Source organism: Streptomyces sp. NPDC107522, from assembly GCF_055657525.1.
In genome coordinates, this window is sequence record NZ_JBVKAU010000012.1 from 202,179 (window position 1) to 219,289 (window position 17,111).

At 72.8% G+C, this 17,111-nt stretch carries 12 protein-coding genes; 4 read left to right on the top strand and 8 right to left on the bottom strand.

Annotation, left to right across the window (positions count from 1 at the left end; translation table 11 throughout):
- Window positions 1–16: 16 nt before the first annotated feature.
- The gene (locus ACZ7L6_RS31585) at window positions 17–232 is read right to left on the bottom strand and encodes a type A2 lantipeptide (protein WP_471929787.1); all 216 of its coding nucleotides are present in this window, start codon (window positions 230–232) and stop codon (window positions 17–19) included.
- 476 nt (window positions 233–708) lie between these two features.
- On the bottom strand, window positions 709–1,122 hold the full coding sequence (locus ACZ7L6_RS31590; RefSeq protein WP_471929789.1) for a PaaI family thioesterase: 414 nt from the start codon (window positions 1,120–1,122) through the stop codon (window positions 709–711).
- Between the two features lie 187 nt (window positions 1,123–1,309).
- On the opposite strand from ACZ7L6_RS31590, the gene ACZ7L6_RS31595 reads away from it, so the two are divergent.
- The gene (locus ACZ7L6_RS31595; protein WP_471929791.1) at window positions 1,310–2,665 is read left to right on the top strand and encodes a S1 family peptidase; all 1,356 of its coding nucleotides are present in this window, start codon (window positions 1,310–1,312) and stop codon (window positions 2,663–2,665) included.
- A 412-nt stretch (window positions 2,666–3,077) separates the two neighbouring features.
- Here ACZ7L6_RS31595 and ACZ7L6_RS31600 read toward each other — a convergent pair whose 3' ends face one another.
- A complete protein-coding gene (locus tag ACZ7L6_RS31600; protein WP_471929793.1) occupies window positions 3,078–5,228 on the bottom strand; it encodes a PP2C family protein-serine/threonine phosphatase in 2,151 nt (716 codons plus the stop codon).
- Between the two features lie 361 nt (window positions 5,229–5,589).
- Between ACZ7L6_RS31600 and ACZ7L6_RS31605 the strand changes: the two genes are divergently transcribed.
- The gene (locus ACZ7L6_RS31605; RefSeq protein ID WP_471929795.1) at window positions 5,590–6,198 is read left to right on the top strand and encodes a LuxR C-terminal-related transcriptional regulator; all 609 of its coding nucleotides are present in this window, start codon (window positions 5,590–5,592) and stop codon (window positions 6,196–6,198) included.
- A gap of 167 nt (window positions 6,199–6,365) precedes the next feature.
- Here ACZ7L6_RS31605 and ACZ7L6_RS31610 read toward each other — a convergent pair whose 3' ends face one another.
- From ACZ7L6_RS31610 to lanKC, 5 genes are all read right to left on the bottom strand, one after another.
- Complete coding sequence (locus tag ACZ7L6_RS31610; RefSeq protein WP_471929797.1) at window positions 6,366–8,396, bottom strand: ATP-binding cassette domain-containing protein; 2,031 nt, start codon at window positions 8,394–8,396, stop codon at window positions 6,366–6,368.
- The gene (locus ACZ7L6_RS31615) at window positions 8,393–8,527 is read right to left on the bottom strand and encodes a hypothetical protein (RefSeq protein WP_471929799.1); all 135 of its coding nucleotides are present in this window, start codon (window positions 8,525–8,527) and stop codon (window positions 8,393–8,395) included. The genes ACZ7L6_RS31610 and ACZ7L6_RS31615 overlap by 4 nt, the downstream gene beginning before the upstream one ends.
- Before the next feature lie 127 nt (window positions 8,528–8,654).
- Window positions 8,655–10,346, bottom strand: coding sequence for an ABC transporter ATP-binding protein (locus tag ACZ7L6_RS31620; RefSeq protein ID WP_471929801.1), 1,692 nt, complete (start codon window positions 10,344–10,346; stop codon window positions 8,655–8,657).
- Window positions 10,347–10,510: 164 nt separating this feature from the next.
- Window positions 10,511–10,627 carry a SapB/AmfS family lanthipeptide gene (locus tag ACZ7L6_RS31625; protein ID WP_471929803.1) on the bottom strand — a complete coding sequence of 39 codons (117 nt, stop codon included), beginning with the start codon at window positions 10,625–10,627 and terminating at the stop codon, window positions 10,511–10,513.
- Between the two features lie 61 nt (window positions 10,628–10,688).
- The gene (gene lanKC, locus ACZ7L6_RS31630) at window positions 10,689–13,295 is read right to left on the bottom strand and encodes a class III lanthionine synthetase LanKC (RefSeq protein ID WP_471929805.1); all 2,607 of its coding nucleotides are present in this window, start codon (window positions 13,293–13,295) and stop codon (window positions 10,689–10,691) included.
- 187 nt (window positions 13,296–13,482) lie between these two features.
- Here lanKC and ACZ7L6_RS31635 point away from each other — a divergent pair, with 187 nt between their 5' ends.
- Both ACZ7L6_RS31635 and ACZ7L6_RS31640 read left to right on the top strand, forming a co-directional pair.
- Window positions 13,483–15,936, top strand: coding sequence for a SpoIIE family protein phosphatase (locus tag ACZ7L6_RS31635; RefSeq protein WP_471929807.1), 2,454 nt, complete (start codon window positions 13,483–13,485; stop codon window positions 15,934–15,936).
- 95 nt (window positions 15,937–16,031) lie between these two features.
- Window positions 16,032–17,099: a glucose-1-phosphate thymidylyltransferase gene (locus ACZ7L6_RS31640; RefSeq protein WP_471929809.1), complete on the top strand. Its 1,068-nt coding sequence runs from the start codon at window positions 16,032–16,034 to the stop codon at window positions 17,097–17,099.
- Window positions 17,100–17,111 lie beyond the last annotated feature (12 nt).

The following is a 17,111-nucleotide window of genomic DNA, read 5'->3' on the forward strand; positions in this document are numbered from 1 at the left end:
TGACGCAAAGGCGCGATCAGAGACCGGCAACCAGGCCCTGGACCGGGGCGGTGTTCAGGCCGGTGGTGCCCTCGACGGTGCCGACGACGGTGTCCACCAGGGCGGAAACCGGGGCGATGCCGTTCACCGCGTCAAGGGCGCCGTTCACGGCGTTGACCTGCAGGCCGCCGGAGACGCTGTCGAGCTCGGCGTCGGAGATCTCGACGGTCTCAACCTGGGGGGTGGAGTTCATGATGGAACTTCCCTTCCTAATGGATATCTCATAAGGGGGAGCGGCCCCCTCTGGGGGACAGATGACGGCCGCGACCGCGGGCGCCCGGCGCCCGTTCCCGGAAGCCGTTCGCGGCCCCCGCGGTGCGATGGATCAAAGCACGCTGCGGGTATGGGCTTCCAATCAACCAACGCCCTCACCAGGGCACTTGACTCCTAGAAGCATCGATCCGTGCAGATGCGGGCACGTCTTGTCGGCGACTTCTTCACATGCGTCACAGCATCGGCTCAGGCGAGCTGTTGCATCCGCTCCCGGGAGCCCGGGCCGATGCGGCGGCGAATCCGACACTCCGGCCCCAAGGGGGTGACCGTCGGTAGCCCCCTGTGGAGAACCCCGGCCCACGGTGACTTCGTTGAGTATTGAATGTGTAGATTCGCTGAAGCCAGGATTCCGATCGGTGTTCACAACTGACTGCTACCGACTGGTAGCAGATCGTGTCAGCCCAGAAGTGCGTACACCGTGCTCGCGCGGGCCGCGATGTCTCCCGACGCCTCGTCGGTCATCGTGATGTCGGCGAACGCCATACGGCGGCCCAGCTTCGTCACGACCGCTTCGATCAGGACATCCGAACCGATCACCGCACGCTGAAAGGACGTCGACTGCTGCACCGTCGTCATCGGCCCGTACGCCCCGCGTGCCGCCGACACGGCGATCACGGTCGCGGTGTCGGCGGCGGCCATCAGCGCCTGGCCCGACAGGGCGCCGCCCTCCCGGGCCAGCGCGTCCGACCAGGGCATTCGCAGGACGGCGCGCCGGTCCTCCACCGTCGCGACGGACAGGCCGAGTCGGAGTACCCAGGGGGCGAAGTTGGCGGAGAGGATCTTGTCGGCTTCGGCGGTGGTCATCGTCATATGGGGGATTCTTCCCGCCACCGGAGCTCGGGGCGCGGTGCTTGGCCGATTCGGTGTTGCGAATCGGGTGCCCGCAAACGGAATTGAACGCCCCACCGGACCCGTGCGTACCAACTGCCAACCAGGCGCCCCGAACAGCTGCCGAACAAAGGCGGCACAGACCCCGTCCCCCAGGAGGTCGAGAAGTTTGAGTCACAAGCGAATTCCGAAGCGCAAGGCCGCGATAGCCGCGGGCAGCGTGGTGGCGCTCGGAGCGGCCGCAATCCTTTTGCCGAACGCCAACGCGTCCCAGGACGGCGCGTCGGACGGCGCCGCCGCTGCCCCCAAGACCCTGAAGGCGGCGGACGCCTCGGATCTCGCCTCGCAGCTCGAGGGACTGCTCGGCGACGCCTTCGCCGGTTCGTACTACGACGCCGAGAGCCGGCAGCTCGTCGTCAACGTGGTGAACGGCGACGACAACAACGTCATCGTCCAGGCCAAGAAGGCGGGCGCGAAGGTCCGCGAGGTCGAGAACAGCCTGGCGGAGCTGGAGTCCGGCGCGCAGACCCTGAAGTCCGAGGCGACCATCCCGGGCACCGCGTGGGCCGTCGACCCCAGAACGAACAAGATCCTCGTCACCGCCGACAGCACGGTCACCGGCGACAACTGGGACCAGCTGGAGTCGACCGTCCAGAGCCTCGGCTCCGGCATGGCGACCATCAAGAAGTCGGCCGGCACCTTCAAGACGTTCCTCTCCGGCGGCGACGCCATCTTCGCCGGCGGCTCACGCTGCTCCGCGGGCTTCAACGTCACCGCGGGCGACGGCACCCCCGCCTTCCTGACCGCGGGTCACTGTGGCGTCGCGGCCGAGCAGTGGTCCGACACCGAGGGCGGCCAGCCGATCGCCACCGTCGACCAGGCCACGTTCCCCGGCGCCGGCGACTTCGCGCTGGTCAAGTACGACGACCCGGCGACCGAGGCGCCGAGCGAGGTCAACACCGGCGACCAGACCGTCGCGATCAGCCAGGCCGCGGACGCGGAGGTCGGTCTGCAGGTCTTCCGGATGGGCAGCACCACCGGGCTGAACGACGGTCAGGTCACGGGTCTCGACGCCACCGTCAACTACCCGGAGGGCACCGTCACCGGGCTCATCCAGACCGACGTCTGCGCCGAGCCCGGCGACAGCGGCGGCTCCCTGTTCACCCAGGACGGGCTGGCGATCGGCCTCACTTCCGGCGGCAGCGGCGACTGCACGGTCGGTGGCGAGACGTTCTTCCAGCCGGTGACCACCGCCCTGGAGGCGGTCGGCGCGACCCTCGGCGGCGACGCCGCGGGCGGCGCGGGCGCGGGTGACGAGGCCGGTGCCGGTGCCGGTGACGAGGCGGGCGCGGGTGACGAGGCGGGTGCCGGGGAGGAAGCCGGTGCCGGTGAAGGGGCCGGAGCCGGTGAGGAAGCCGGTGCCGGTCAGGATGCCGGAGCCGGTGAGGAGGTCGGCAACGGCAACGCCGACGGCACGGGCAACGGCCTCGGCGAGATCGTCGGCAACGGCGTCGGGAACAACTGACGCACCTACCCCGACGCACGGATCCCGGTGATCCGCACGAACGTGGTCCGGTCCTCCGGCGGGGACCGGACCACTCGCGCGTCCGGACCGGTCCGGGCCGGACTCGGCGGGGCTGCCGTGGAAGAGGCGGGCGGACAGGACCGAGGCGGCCTCGTCGACCGCGCCGGGCTCTTCGAACAGGTGCACGCGGGGCGCTCGCCCAACCAGGAGACGCAGCCCTCAGCCGGCGGTCCCGGCGGGACAGCTCGGTGAGCGCCGCGACGACGCCGACGTCGAGCCGGGGACACACCGGCCGCGGCCACATTCCGCGTGACGACGTGGCCGCCGTCCCCGCGGAGTTGCTCGACCCCCGGCGACGGCCGGTGTGTGCCGCCGGCGGCCCATCCGCCGGCCCGGCAGCGCGCCGGAGCCCTCACCCCCGCGCCCGCAGCAGCAACAGCGCCACGTCGTCCACCCGTTCCCGAACCGACGCGCTGTGCTGGACCAGCAGGTCGGCCAGCTCGTCCAACGGCCGCTCCCCGGCCTCGGTGAGCACCTGGCCGAGGTCGGCGAGCGCGTCCTCGATGTCGACACCGGGCGACTCGATCAGCCCGTCGGTGTAGAGGACGAGGACACAGCCGGGCGCGAGGTCGACCTCCGTCGTCGGATAGGTGGGCGAGCCGTCGATACCCAGCAGCGGCCCACCCGCGAGGTCGAGCACCCGTACCCGTCCGTCCGGTCGTCTCAGCAGCGGCGGAGGATGCCCGGCGCGGGCCATCACCGCCCGCCGGTGCTCCGGATCGAGCCGCAGGTACAGGCAACTGGCGAACAGGTCGGAGCCGAGGTCGAGCAGCAGCCGGTTGGTGCTGCGCATGACTTCCTCGGGCGCCTGACCGACGGTCGTGTACGCCCGTACGGCGGTGCGGATCTGGCCCATCAGGCCGGCCGCGGTGACGTTGTGGCCCTGCACGTCCCCGATCACCGCAGCCGTCAGACCCTGCTCCGTCGGCACCAGGTCGTAGAAGTCGCCGCCGATCTCCATGCCCTGCATGGCCGGGAGATAGCGCGCGGCCGCGTCGATCCCGGGCAGCGTCGGCAGCGAGTGGGGGAGCAGGGCGGCCTGCAGACCGTGTGCCAACTGGTGCTTGGCGTCGTAGAGCTGAGCCCGCTCCAGCGCCTGCGCGATCAGCCCGCCGAGGCTGGTCAGGACCGCGCGTTCGTCCGCCGGGAAGGGATGCGGCTCGGCGTAGGCGAGCACACAGGTGCCGACCGGCCGGCCGGAGGCGATCAGCGGCAGATACGCCCAGGCCGAGAAGCCGTCCGGGGTGGCCCCCCGTACCGGATACAGGCGCTCCAGCTCCTGCCGGGAATCGAAGAACGCGGGCACCCCGGTGGACAGGGCATGAGTGCCCGGCGTCTGCTCGGTCAGCGGCATGCCGTCGAACCGCTCCACGAACTGCGGATCCGGATAGCCGCGGTGCCCGAGCACATGCAGCCGCCCTGCCCGCGACCCCAGCACCACCAGCGCCTGGCTGCCGACGGCCGGGACGATCTCGTCCGCGACCAGCTGCACCACGTCCTGCACGCCGGCCGCCTCGGTGAGCGCACCGGCCAGGCTCAGCACCTGGGAGATGGTCACCAGCCGGGCCGGCGCGTCGCTCGGGCGCGACCCGCCGCGGGCCATCTCGGCCACCGCGCGCGCCCTGCTGATGCGCACGCTCAGACCGGTCGTACTCGGATACATACGGAACGACAGCCAGTCGCCGGGCGGACGCAGCGCCACGAACGACGTCGTCTGCTGGCTCATCAGCGCGGCCCGGTAACGGTCCTCGTACACCGGGTCGTTCAGCCACGGCACGCACGCCCACAGCTGGTTGCCGAGCAGCCGGCTGGCCGGGACGCCGATCAGCTCGGCCGCCGCCGGGTTGGCGAAGCTGATCCGGCCGTGCAGATCGAGCGAGCACAGCCCGTACGGCAGCCGCGACACCATCCGCGCCGCCTCCACCGTGCCGAGCGTGCCGGCCGCGCCGCTGAACGCCGGGCCGGCGAGCAGATCGGGCTCCGGAAGCGGCGGGCGGCTGTCCTCCATGGCGCGCTCCAGCCGCACCGCGAGCCGTCGGCAGGCGGCCGTGAGGTGCTCCCGGTCCCGGTCCGACAGCTCCGGGGGATGCGAACCGGGCCAGGTCACGAAGATCGCACCGTAGGCGGTGGAGTCGGTGGCCACGGGAAGCGCGGCCAGCGCGAACGGATAGGGCAGCACGACGGCGATCCGCGGATACCGGGCCGCCATGTCCTCCTCGCCCGCGACCCAGACGAGCCGCCGCTCCCGCACCGCCTCCGCGACCGGGATGGGGGCGCTCAGCCCGACCCGCTCCCACGGCGCGGCGAACGCCCGGGGCAGCCCCGCCATCACCGCCATCTCCAGCACGGGCTCGTCGGCCGCCAGCAGATACACGGCACCGGAGTGCGCGTTCACCTCGTCCATCATCGAGGCCAGCGCCAGCGACAGCAGAGGCCGGCCGACCCGCGTCCGTGCGGCCGCCGGTGCCTGGGCGGACGTCTGCTCGTCGGACACGCCGACCACCTCCTCGCACGGGCGCGCCCCGAGGCGACCCGCGCCGCTCGCGCGCGCCGGGCCCCAGGGCTCAAATCTCCCCCCTCACGCCCCTTCGCGCACGGCGAGCGCTCCTTGGTACCGGCGCGGGCCCGTGCATGGGCGCACGGGGTGCCCGCGACACGGCGAGAGCCGCCGCGTACCCCCTTGGCCCCGGAGCATGCCCCCGCAGTCGAAGCGTGCGGCAGCGTACGGGCGCCACGCGTGCGCCCCCGCGCACCCTGATGGCCGATTCTTCGCGCCCGGTGGCGGTGCCGGACGCCAAGAATGGGGCACGCGCTCCTCACCAAGGAACCGGTGTACGACGTACGACGAGCTGAGAGGACGGACAGTGATCCGGGTGCTTCTGGTGCACGACGCGTGTCTGGTCAGGTCGGTCATGGCGGAGTGGCTGCGCCGGGAACCGGACCTCGGGGTGTTCGACGCCTCGTGGCGCGGTGCGTCCGGCCGTCTGCGATCCGTGCGTCCGGACGTCTGCGCGGCCGACCTCGACTGCTCGGACGCCTACGGCATCCCGCCACTCGGCGACCTGTGCGCACGCGAGGCGGGCCGGACACCGCCGCGGCTGCTCGTACTGGCCAGCGCGAACAGACCGGGCCTGCTGAAGCGGGCCGCCGAGGCCGGGGCGCTCGGCTATGTGGACAAGGAGGGCTCGCCGGAGAACCTCGTGCACGGGATCCGGCGCGTCGCCGAGGGGGAACGTTTCGTCGACGACTCGCTGGGGTTCGGCTTCCTCAAAGCTGCCGAGATGCCGCTGACCCGGCGGGAGCTGAGCGTGTTATCCCTCGCCGCCGAGGGAGCCTCGGTGGCGGAGATCGCGGGGAGCCTGCACCTGTCCCACGGGACCGTGCGCAACTACATGGCGGCCATCACCCGTAAGACCGGCGCCCGCAATCGCATCGACGCGATCCGGATCTCTCAGGGGGAGGGGTGGCTCTGACGGGGTTGGGAGGCTGAGGGGCGGGGGTCTATGACGAGGTGGGTGGGCTGATGGGTGGGGTTGTGTGACGGGGTGGGCTGGTCTGACGGGCGGGGTCCTATGACGGGGCGTGAGGGTTTGACGGGCGGGGGGCCATGACGGGACGGGCGGGACTGACCGGCGCGGGTCTATGACGGGACGGGTGTGTCCGACTGGACGGGTGTCCTTGACGGCGCGGGGGTCCAGTCGCCCACGAGAGCGCGGTACGAGGGCGAGCTGCGCATGAGGTCGTCGTGGGTGCCGTACGCCGTGTGCCGACCGTCCATGACCAGCACGCGGTCGGCGCGGCGGGCCGAGCTGATGCGGTGCGCGACGACGACCAGGGTGCTGCCCGGCCGGTCGGCGAAGGCCCGCTCCGCGCGCTCCTCGGCCCGGGGGTCCAGGTGGCAGGTCGCCTCGTCGAGCAGGGCGAGCGGGGCGCGCGACAGGTAGGCGCGCGTCAGTGCGACGAGCTGCCGCTCGCCCGCCGACAGCGCCGCTGGATCCACCGTCGCGGCCGGCCCGCCGAGCGCCTCGAGCAGCGGCAGGAGCCCCACCGCCTCGGCGGCGGTGAGCAGCTCCTCCTCGGGTACCGGGTCCGGCCGCAGGTGCCCGAGGTTCTCGGCGAGCGTGCCGGTGAACACGTACGCCTCCTGCGGGATCAGCACCCGAAGCGCGGCGGCCTCCGGCCCGGGCACCGGGTGCCCGCAGAGCCGGACGGTGCCATGGACCGGTTCCAGCAGTCCGGCCACCAGCGCGGTGAGCGTCGACTTCCCGATGCCGCTCGGTCCCACGACGGCCAGGTGGGCGCCGGACCGGAGCGTGAGGTCCAGGTCGTCTATGACGGGGGTCGCGGTGGGGCCGTACGCGAAGGTGACGGAGGTGAGGGAGAGGGCGGGCGGGTCGGAATGAGCGCCGGAGGGGTGGGGTGCGGGGAGCTGGCCGGCGGCGTGCGGTGCGGGTGTGGGTGGTTGGTCGGTGGCGTGGGGTACGGGTGGGTGTGTTGCGTTGGCGGTGGGGGCTGAGGGTGGGAGTTCTGCGCTTGCGGCGTGGGGCGGGGCTGCATGTTTTGCGTTGGCGGGCCGGTGTCGGAGCGCGGACGTTCCGTCGGTGAGGCCTGTGCCGGGAGCCGAATCCGGTTTGGCGCCGGCTTCAGTCTCGGGCCTGGTCTCAGCTCCGGCTTCACCTCCGACCCTGGTCCCGGTTCCGCCCTCGGTCCCGGCCTCAGCTCCCTGTCCGATCCCGGCTTCGGAGGACGCTTCACGGGTCAGCCGTCGCAGCACCACCGCCAGCCGTGAGCCGCTCGTGCCCAGGCCGTGGACCAGGTTGTGCAGGGCGGGGAGCAGGGACTGGGTGACGTAGGCGAGGGCGCCCACCAGGGCTCCGGGGGTGACGCCCTGGCCGAGGAGCCAGGGGGCGCAGGTCAGGAGCAGCAGGATCGGGAGGTGGCCGCCGAGGGCGAGCGAGGCCACGCGCAGGACACCCCAGCGGGCGAGGGAGCAGGCGGCCCGCAGCTCGGCGTCGACCCGGATCCGCGTGAAGTCGGCGACCCGTTCCTCCGCACCGGCCGCCGTGATGTCCCGCAGCCCCGGGCAGACGGTGCCCAGATCGTCGGCCAGCGCTTCGTCGGCGACGAGGAACGCCTCCTGTCGACGGGCCAGCGGGCGCAGCGTCGCCGCGAACAGGCCCAGGCCCGCGGCGAGCGGAGGCACGACGACCAGCAGGAGCAGCGGGTCGAGCGACACCAGGCCCGCGACGGCGCCGACAGCGGTGAACACGAACGAGCGCGACACCATCACCAGCCCGGCGAAGGTGTCACGCGCGATCTCGACCTGCTGGGTCAGCCCGGACAGCGCCCCGGCGTCCGCCTCCCGCACCCCGCGCGAGACGACCCGCGCGACCAGCCGGTCCCGCAGCGGTTCGGCCAGCGCGGCGACCGCGCCGTACACCCGCGCGGTGCCGTACGCCCCGACGAGCACACCGAGTCCGGCCACTCCGAGCCAGGCGAGCCCGACCTCGGGGCGCCCCGCCAGAAAACCCTCGTCCAGGGCGCGGGCGAGCGCGAACCCGGTGAGAAAGGTCTGCCCGGTCTCCAGCACGGACCAGCCACCGAGCCGCACCAGAACCCGCCACCGGTCCTGCAGGAAGCGGAGCCCGCGCTGGTGGATGCCCTCGGTCATGGTTGCTCCCCGTTCACGAACACAGCCCGGTGGTCCGGGTGTTCTCCCAGTTCCGTGTGCCGCCGCACGGCCCGCACGCGTCCCTGGTCCGTCAGGAAGCGGAGTCCGTGCCGGTGGATGCCCTCGGTCATGGTTGCTCCCCGTCCGCGAACGGAGCCCGGTGGTCCGGGAGTTCCCAAAGTTCCGCGTGCCGACGTACCGCTCGCACGCGCCGCCGGTCCGTCAGGAGGCGGAGCCCGTGCCGGTGGATGCCTTCGGTCATGGTTGCTCCCCGTCCGCGAACACCGCCCGGTACTCCGGGATCTCCCACAGCTCCGCATGCCGCCCCACCGCCCTCACCCGCCCCCCGTCCAGCCAGGCCACCGCATCGGCGCGTGCGGCCGTGGCGGCGCGGTGGGCGATAAGGAGCCGGGTGCTGCTGTGTTCGGTGTCGTCGACGAGGGCTGCTGTGATGCGGGACTCGGTCACCGTGTCGAGGCTGGAGAGGGCGTCGTCGAGGATGAGCAGTCGGCCGCCGTGGGCGAACGCCCGGGCGAGACCGAGGCGTTGGGACTCGCCGCCGGAGCGTGGGGCATCGGCGACTGCGGTGGCGTATCCCTGGGGCAGGCGGCGCACGAAGTCGTCCGCGTGGGCCGTACGGGCCGCCTTGCGGACGCGGGCGGGGGAGGGGGCCGCAAGGGCGAGGGCGATCTCCTCCTCGACCGTGCCGCCCAGCAGGGCGGGGCGCTCGAAGGCGTAGCCGATGGCCCGGCGCAGGGTGTCGTGGGTGAGGTCACGCAGCGGGATCCCGTCGAGGAGTACTTCTCCCGCGTCCGGCTCGGCCAGCCGTCCCGCGATCGCGGCGAGCAGGGACTTGCCCGCCCCCGACCGGCCCACGACAGCCAGCGTCGTCCCGCCGGGCACCACGAGGTCGACTCCGTCGAGCACGGCACGGCCACCGCGCCGGGCGGTCACCCCGCGCAGCTCCAGTCGGCCCGGACCGGGTGGCAGGCCGTGCTCGCCGTAGTCGGGGGCCGGTTCCGCCAGGACTTCGTGGAGGCGTCCCGTGGCGGCACGGGCCCGGGCCAGTCCGGCGAGCTGGCCGACCAGGACGCCGACCCCGGTGGCCAGGACGGCGTACCGGGAGGCCGCGAGCACCTCGCCCACCGTCAGCCGGTGCCGGGCCAGCAGCATTCCGGCCACGGCGACGACGCCGAGCTGGAGCAGCGGAGCCACGGCCACGGACTGGCCCGCGGCCCGGCCCTGCACCCGCCACATGCGGTGCCCGGCCTCGGACAGTTCGGGCAACGGCCGCAGGATCCGTTCCGTCTCCCGGTCGGCGGTACCCGCCGCCTCGATGGTGCGGTGTCCGCGGACGGCTTCGGAGAGCGCCTGTGCGATCCGTCCCTGTGCCTTCTGGTAGCGGGACACGCAGTCCCGGGTGTCGCGGGCGAAGGCCCTCAGGAGGAGGGCCAGTACCGGTGCTCCGGCCAGCAGCACGGCCGCCAGCCAAGGGTCGATCAGAGCCAGGGCGACGATGCCGCCGACCGGTCCGGCGAGGGCGGCGAACAGCGCGGCGCGGGCGGTCGGCGCCGTGCCGGCCTGGGCGGCGTTGCCGACGAGCCGGGCGACCAGGTCACCGGGCCCGAAACGGGCGGCCGCGCGCGGGCCGACGGCCAGGACATGCCCGGTCAGACGTCGGCGCAGCCAAGCGGTGGTGCGGGCGTCGACCGTGCCGCCGAGCACGGTCTCGCACGCGTCGAGCAGGGCGAGCAGCACGATGATCGCCGCGCAGTACAGCACCCAGCGGGTCGCCGGGGTCCGCGTCAGCAGCAGATCCAGAGTGTGGCCCAACGCCGCGGGCAGCAGCAGGCCGGCGCCGGTCGCGGCCGTGCTCACCACGCACAGGGCCAGCCAGCGGGCGGGGGCGGGACCGAGCGGCCCGGGGAGTGTCCTGACGGCTTGTGTCATACGGCTGCGCCCCTCACCCCTCGCCCCTCGGCGTCCCTTCACCCGTCACCGCGCCCCTCACCCCTCGGTGTGTGCGGGAGCGCGCGCGGGACCGTGTGCAGGACCCCGGGCGGCCCCTCCCTCGCGGGAGCGGACCGCCCGGAGCCATGGCCACACGGTGCTCGTCAGAGACAGAGCGTGAGGCTCGCGGCGCTGATGCAGGACAGCAGGCTGAGCGTGCTGGCGCCGCCGCCCTCGGTGCGGTCCTCGGACTCCATCGTCTGCAGGTCGAGAAGTGCCATGTCGCATTCCTTCCTTATCGGTGTCGTCCACCCGTGGGGACGGGATTGGGTCACGGCTCCGTCAGCTCGCGGAACCGCGCTGTGGGGGCCGCCCGAGCGGCGGCAGGAACGGCAGGTGAGGGGCGGCGGGATCGCCGGGGGCCGCGTGGGCCGCGCCGAGCGCGAGCAGGCACCCTGCCGTTCCGGTGCCCAGGTCCATCGACAGCCGCATCATCTGGTGCCCTGGGAAGGCCAGTTGGCCCTGGTAGTCCATGGCGAACCAGCCGAGCCCGCCGATCTGCTCGGCGAGCCGTTCACCGGTCGCGCCGGGAGCGGTGGTGCGGGCGAGGTGCAGGATCATCCCCGCGCGGCCCTGGAAGAGGCCCGGCTGTACGTAGAAGCGGCTGGTGGCGGCGATCAGAATTCCGGCGCGGGCCCGCTCGAACTCCGCCTCCTGCTTGGCGACTTGAGCGAGGTAGTCGTCCAGGACCATCCCGATGCCCGCGCTGCCGTCGCCGAGGTACGGCAGCGTGCGCCAGCCCTCGTCGACCTCCAGCGAGCCGCTCGGGTGCGTCATGCAGCCCTCCAGGTCCCGCCGCAACGCCACGCCGGCCGCGTCCAACAGCCGGAGCTCACCGGTGCGTTCGTACTGCCGCAGCAGGAACAGCGCGGGGCCGCTCGCACCACGCAGCAGACCGGCCCGGCGTCGCCGAGGGGTGTCCGCGGGCGGCTGCGCGAGTCGTCGTACGAGGATGTCGGCGACCTCGGCGGCACGGTCCCGTAGCTCCGTCTCGCCGGTCGTGTGAGCCAGCTCGGCCAGGACCAGACCGAGTCCGGCCAGCCCGCCGTGCAGGTCGGAGGAGAGGTTCTGCCACCGTTCCGCGAGGATCCCCTCGACCAGGTCCAGGGCGCGCTGCCGGTGGCCGAGCCGGTCCAGGACGTGGGCGACGCCCGCGAGACCGTCGTACAGTCCCAGCGGCGTGCCCGTCGGCGGCGGCGCGGTCCGGGCCAGCAGCCAGCGCTCGCCCTCCTCGTACCGCTCGGCACCGACCGCGTCCAGCGCGTACAGCACCCCCGCCGCACCGTGCGCGAGGCCGAGGCCGCCGCCGTCGGAGAACTGCGTGATGTCACCGGGGAAGAGCCGGTCGTCGCGCTCCGGCGTCGCCGAGGCGAGCAGCGCCTTGACCATCGAGTCGCGGCTGTACGGCCAGTCCCCGGGCACCACGAACGACGGTGCGGGCACCGGGGCGCCCCGCGTGATCTCCGCGACCGCCTCGTCCAGGAACTCCCGCGGCACGTCCGGGAACTGCTCGGTGATCACCTCGGCGAGGTGGGCCGCCTTGCCCCGGTCGACCACGAACAACGTGGTGACCGGCAGGAACAGGGCGAGCCTCAGACAGGCCAGCGCGTAGCGGTCGACGTCGGCACCGGTGCGGTCCGGCGGGGCGAAGAAGCCGGGGTGGGCGACCACCTGCCGGCCCTGCTCGGAGATCGGCGCCGCCGCCTCGAAGTCGAGCAGGGAAACCGACTCCTCGTCGGGGGCGACCATGATGTTGAAGACGTGCAGGTCGTTGAAGGCGAACCCGCGCGCGTGCACCGCCTCGACCGCCCGCTCCACCGCCCCGTGGATGCGCACCGCCCACGCCGTGTACTCGGCGACCGCCTTCGGATCGGGGTCCGGGCTGAGCAGCGGATGCCGCTCGGCGAAGAACGAGTTCAGCGGGCGCCCTTCGAGGAAGCCCATGACGAGGAACCGGTGGTCGCCGAGCGTGAACCAGTCCCGCACCTCCGGCACCACCCCCGTCCCCGCCACCTGCTCCAGCGCGGCCTTCTCCCGCTCCAGACGAGTGATCGCGTCCGCCCCGTCGGCGGCCAGCCCCGCATGCGGCCGCCCCTCCTTCAGCACGACCCGGCGTCCGTCCCGGGTGTCGGTGCCCGAGTACACCCCGCCGCCGTTGGAGAAGTGCAGCGCCTTCTCGATGCGGTACGGCAGGTCGCCCACCGTGGTGGTGTTCCGCGCCGCCAGATGCGGCTCCAGGAAGGCCGGCAGCGTCACCCACTCCGGCACCTGGAACGACGGCGCCCGCCGGTCCGGCACCCGCTTGCCCTCGCCGTCCAGCACCGCCGGCACGAGAGAGCCCCGCTCGTCGACGACGAAGGTGCGCGCGAAAGCGCCGTAGCGGACGTACAGCGGCCCGTCGCCCCACCGCAGATCGGTGAGGATGTACGGCCCCTCGAAGCCCTCCAGGAGCCGGCCGAGCTCACGCAGCACGACGTGCAGCTGCTCCTCGTCGGCCGGGTAGACCGTGACGAACTTGCCGCTGCTGTCCCGGGCGGCGTACTTGGTGTTGCGCAGATGCAGCAGATGCGGGCCCGGCACGAACTTGAACGGAATGCGGCGGGGCACGCAGTAGTCCCACACGATCGCCGCGATCCGCTCCGCGTTCGCCCGGGTGGCCGAGGCATGGATCTTCCAGCCCTGGGCCGGACCGGGTACGGGCGACCCGTCCGCGCCGAGCGGCGTGAGCGCCAGCCAGTCACCGATCCGCGCCGCGTCCCAGCCCTCCGGCACCGCGCGCCGCGCCGTCTCGTAGAGCTGTTCGCCGTCTCGCGTCCCCGAAGCGATGCGTTCGGGCGACTCGTAGAAATGCCGGTCGGCGAGCGCGTACACCTCGTACCGCTTGTCCATGCCTCCCCCTCCTTGGCCCGATGCCGAGACTTCCAGCGGGCCGACGGGCACGGACAGTCATGGCTGTCACGAGATCGCCGTGCGGAACGCATGCGTCAAGAAATGTTCGGAGGGTTTCGAGCACTGCCCACGTCAACACTCCATCGAACGGTCACAGGGGCTGCGCAGGTGGCCCACAAGCGCTGTAATGGCGGACGTGGTCACTGAGGGCGCTGCGGGACGCAGGACGAGGCGTCCGCGTGCCGAGGGCGCCCTGAAGGCGCTTTCCGTCGAGCCGGACTCACCCGATCGGCCGCGCCGGGTCCTGGAGCAGGCCCTCGTCTTCGGCCGAGCCTCCTTCGCCGCTGTGTACACACCGAGCGAGGACGCCGACCTGCTGTGCCTGATCGAGTCCGCCGGCGTGCCGCGCGCCCTGTACGGGCTGCGCGACGGCTACGCCCTGACCGGACGCTCCCCGGCCGCCGAAGCACACCGCACCGGCCGTCCCGTCTGGCTCACCCCGGAGGAACTCGCCGGCTCGGCGGAGTCGCGACGGGCGCCGTCGCGGGAGTTCCACCTGGCCGCCCTTCCCGCCCACGGCGACGGCGGCGGCTGTCTGCTGGCCGTGACCGAGAACCCCGGCGGCTTCGACACCGACGACCGGGCATGCCTGGAGCTGGTCGCCGAAGCCGTGGCCTTCCCCGGCCTCCCCGCGGTCGCGGAGGGCGCCGAGCTGCCGGCGAACGCGTTCAGCCTCGCCATGGACACCGGCCGCGTCGAGGTCGGCGACGACATCCTGGCGCTGTTCGGCCTCGGCCCGGCCGGCTTCGACGGCAAGGTCGAGACCCTGCTGGGACTGACCGTCCCGGAGGACCTGCCGTCGCTGATGTCCGTCGTCGAGGCAGGCCACATGTCCATCGGCGACCGCGAGCTGGAGTTCCGGGTCCTGCAGCCCGCCGGCCCGCCCAGATGGCTCAGGTTGCGCGGCCGCCTCCTGCCCGGCGGCGAGGGCCTCCCGGCCCGCCTCGTCGGCACCGTCGCCGACGCCTCCACCTTGCGCGCCGAGATCACCGACGTGGCCCGCGTCCAGCGCCTCGCCGCCGCCCTCGCCACCGCCGGCACCGTCCGCGACGTCAGCCACGCCGTGGTCACCGCCCTGCGCAAGCCGCTGCGCGCCGACCGCATCGCGCTCGCCGAGCTGGAGAACGACCGCCTCGTCGTCACCGTCCTCGACCCGCCCGAACCGGAGTCCTGGCCGGAGCTGTGGCGCCTGGAGTGGCGTACCGAGTGGCCCGACGCACCCGTGCGCGCCATGCCGACCCTCGCCTCCGCCCTGCGCGAGGGCCGCGCCCAGATCTGGCCGGCCGGCACCCCGCTGGAACCCGCCCTCGCCGACGTCGGCCCCGGCGGCCTGGCCGTCCTGCCCCTGCCCGCCGGGGGCAGGATGGCCGGCGCCTGCCTGATCGGCTGGGACGCCCCGCACGACTTCGGCCCCGACGAACGCGCCCTGCTCACCGCCTCCGCCGGCCTCGCGGGACAGGCCCTGCTGCGCGCCCACGCCTTCGACGCCGAACACGAACTCGTCGGCATGCTCCAGCGCCAGCTGCTGCCGCGCCGCCTGCCCCGGCTGCCCGGCGCGGAGGCCGTCGCCCGCTATCTGCCGACCACGGCAGGGCTGGAGGTCGGCGGCGACTGGTACGACGTGATCCCGCTGCCCGACAACCACGTGGCCCTCGTCATCGGCGACGTCCAGGGCCACAGCGCGGCCGCCGCCACCCTCATGGGCCAGATGCGCACCGCCCTGCGCGCCTACGCCGCCGAAGGACACCCGCCGGACGTGGTCGTCCACCACGCCAACCGCCTCCTCATGGACATGGAGACCGACCTCTTCGCCACCTGCGCCTACGTCGACGTCGACCTGGAGGAGGGCTCCGCCTGGTGCGTGCGCGCCGGCCACCTCCCGCCGGTGCTGCGCCACCCCGACGGCAGCACGGAGATCGCCGAGGCGGAGGGCGGACCACCGCTCGGTGTGATGCGGCAGGCCGACTTCCCGATGAGCCCGCTGCGGCTCCAGCCCGGCACCCTCGTCGCCCTCACCACCGACGGCCTCGTGGAGTCCGCCGACGCCGACATCGACACCGGCCTGGAGCGGCTCGCCCACGAGCTCACCCGCTCCGACCCCGCCCACCTCGGCCTGGTCGCCGACGCCCTGCTCGTGGGCGCGCGCCGCAGCGACGACATCGCCCTGCTCCTGATGCGCTACGACGGCATGGCGGTACGCCCGCTGCGCGAGAGCTGGACGGTCTGGCGCGTCCCGGAAGCCGTCGGCCACGCCCGCCGCTTCACCAGGCGCACCCTGCGCGCCTGGGGGGTTGCGCGCGAGGACATGGACACCGTGCTGCTCGTCGTGTGCGAACTCGTCACCAACGCCCTCGTGCACACCGACGGCCGGGTCCGCCTCGACCTCACCCTCGTCCACGGCCGGCTGCGCGTCGCCGTCGCCGACGCCTCACCGCGCACGCCGGTCAAGCCCACCAGCATCAACTGGGAGGCCACCGGCGGCCGCGGCATTCTCCTGGTCGAGGCCATGTCCGCGGCCTGGGGAACGGTGCCGGTCAGTGGCGGAAAACAGGTGTGGAGCGAGATCGCATTGGGCGACTGAGGCCGCATTCCGGTGAACGCCCGACGGCACGGCGGTGACGAACAAGCCATTCCCGCCATCCTCAAATCGGCCGGATCCGGGCTAAGGTGAAGCAGATGAAGGCTCTTGTGCTGTCCGGCGGCGCCGGTACACGCCTGCGGCCGATCACGCACACTTCGGCCAAACAGCTCGTACCGGTCGCCAACAAGGCCGTGCTCTTCTACGGCCTGGAATCCATCGCCGAGGCCGGCATCACCGAGGTCGGCGTCATCGTCGGCGACACCGCCGCGGAGATCCAGGACGCGGTCGGCGACGGAACCAGATTCGGCCTGGACATCACCTACATCCCGCAGGAACGGCCGCTGGGACTCGCCCATGCCGTCCTCATCGCCCGCGACTTCCTCGGCGACGACGACTTCGTGATGTACCTCGGCGACAACTTCATCGTCGGCGGAATCACCGACCTCGTCGACGAATTCCGCACCAACCGCCCCGACGCCCAGATCCTGCTCACCCGCGTCCAGGACCCGCGCTCCTTCGGCGTCGCGGAACTCGACGAAAGCGGCCAGGTCATCGGCCTGGAGGAGAAACCCGAGCACCCCAAGAGCGACCTCGCCCTGGTCGGCGTCTACCTCTTCACACCCGCGATCCACGCCGCGGTCCGCGCCATCACCCCCTCCTGGCGCGGCGAGTTGGAGATCACCCACGCCATCCAGCACCTGATCGACTCCCGAGCCGACGTGCGCTGCACGGTCATCAAGGGCTACTGGAAGGACACCGGAAACGTCACCGACATGCTGGAGGTCAACCGGACCGTCCTGGAGAGCCTCGCCCGCCGCATCGACGGCGACGTCGACGAAGCCTCGGAGACCATCGGCCGGGTGGTCGTCGAGGAGGGCGCACGCATCGTCAACTCGCGCATAGTCGGCCCCGCCGTCGTCGGCGCCGGCACGATCGTCGAGGACTCCTACGTCGGCCCCTTCACCTCCATCGCGGAGAACTGCCGTATCACCGACAGCGAGTTGGAGTTCTCCATCGTGCTGCGGGACTCCTCCATCGACGGCGTCGGCCGCATCGAGTCCTCCCTCATCGGCCGGCACGTCCAGGTAACCCCCGCGCCAAGCGTCCCCAGCGCCCACCGACTCGTCCTCGGAGACCACAGCAAGGTGCAGATCCACACATGAACGGTCAAGGTG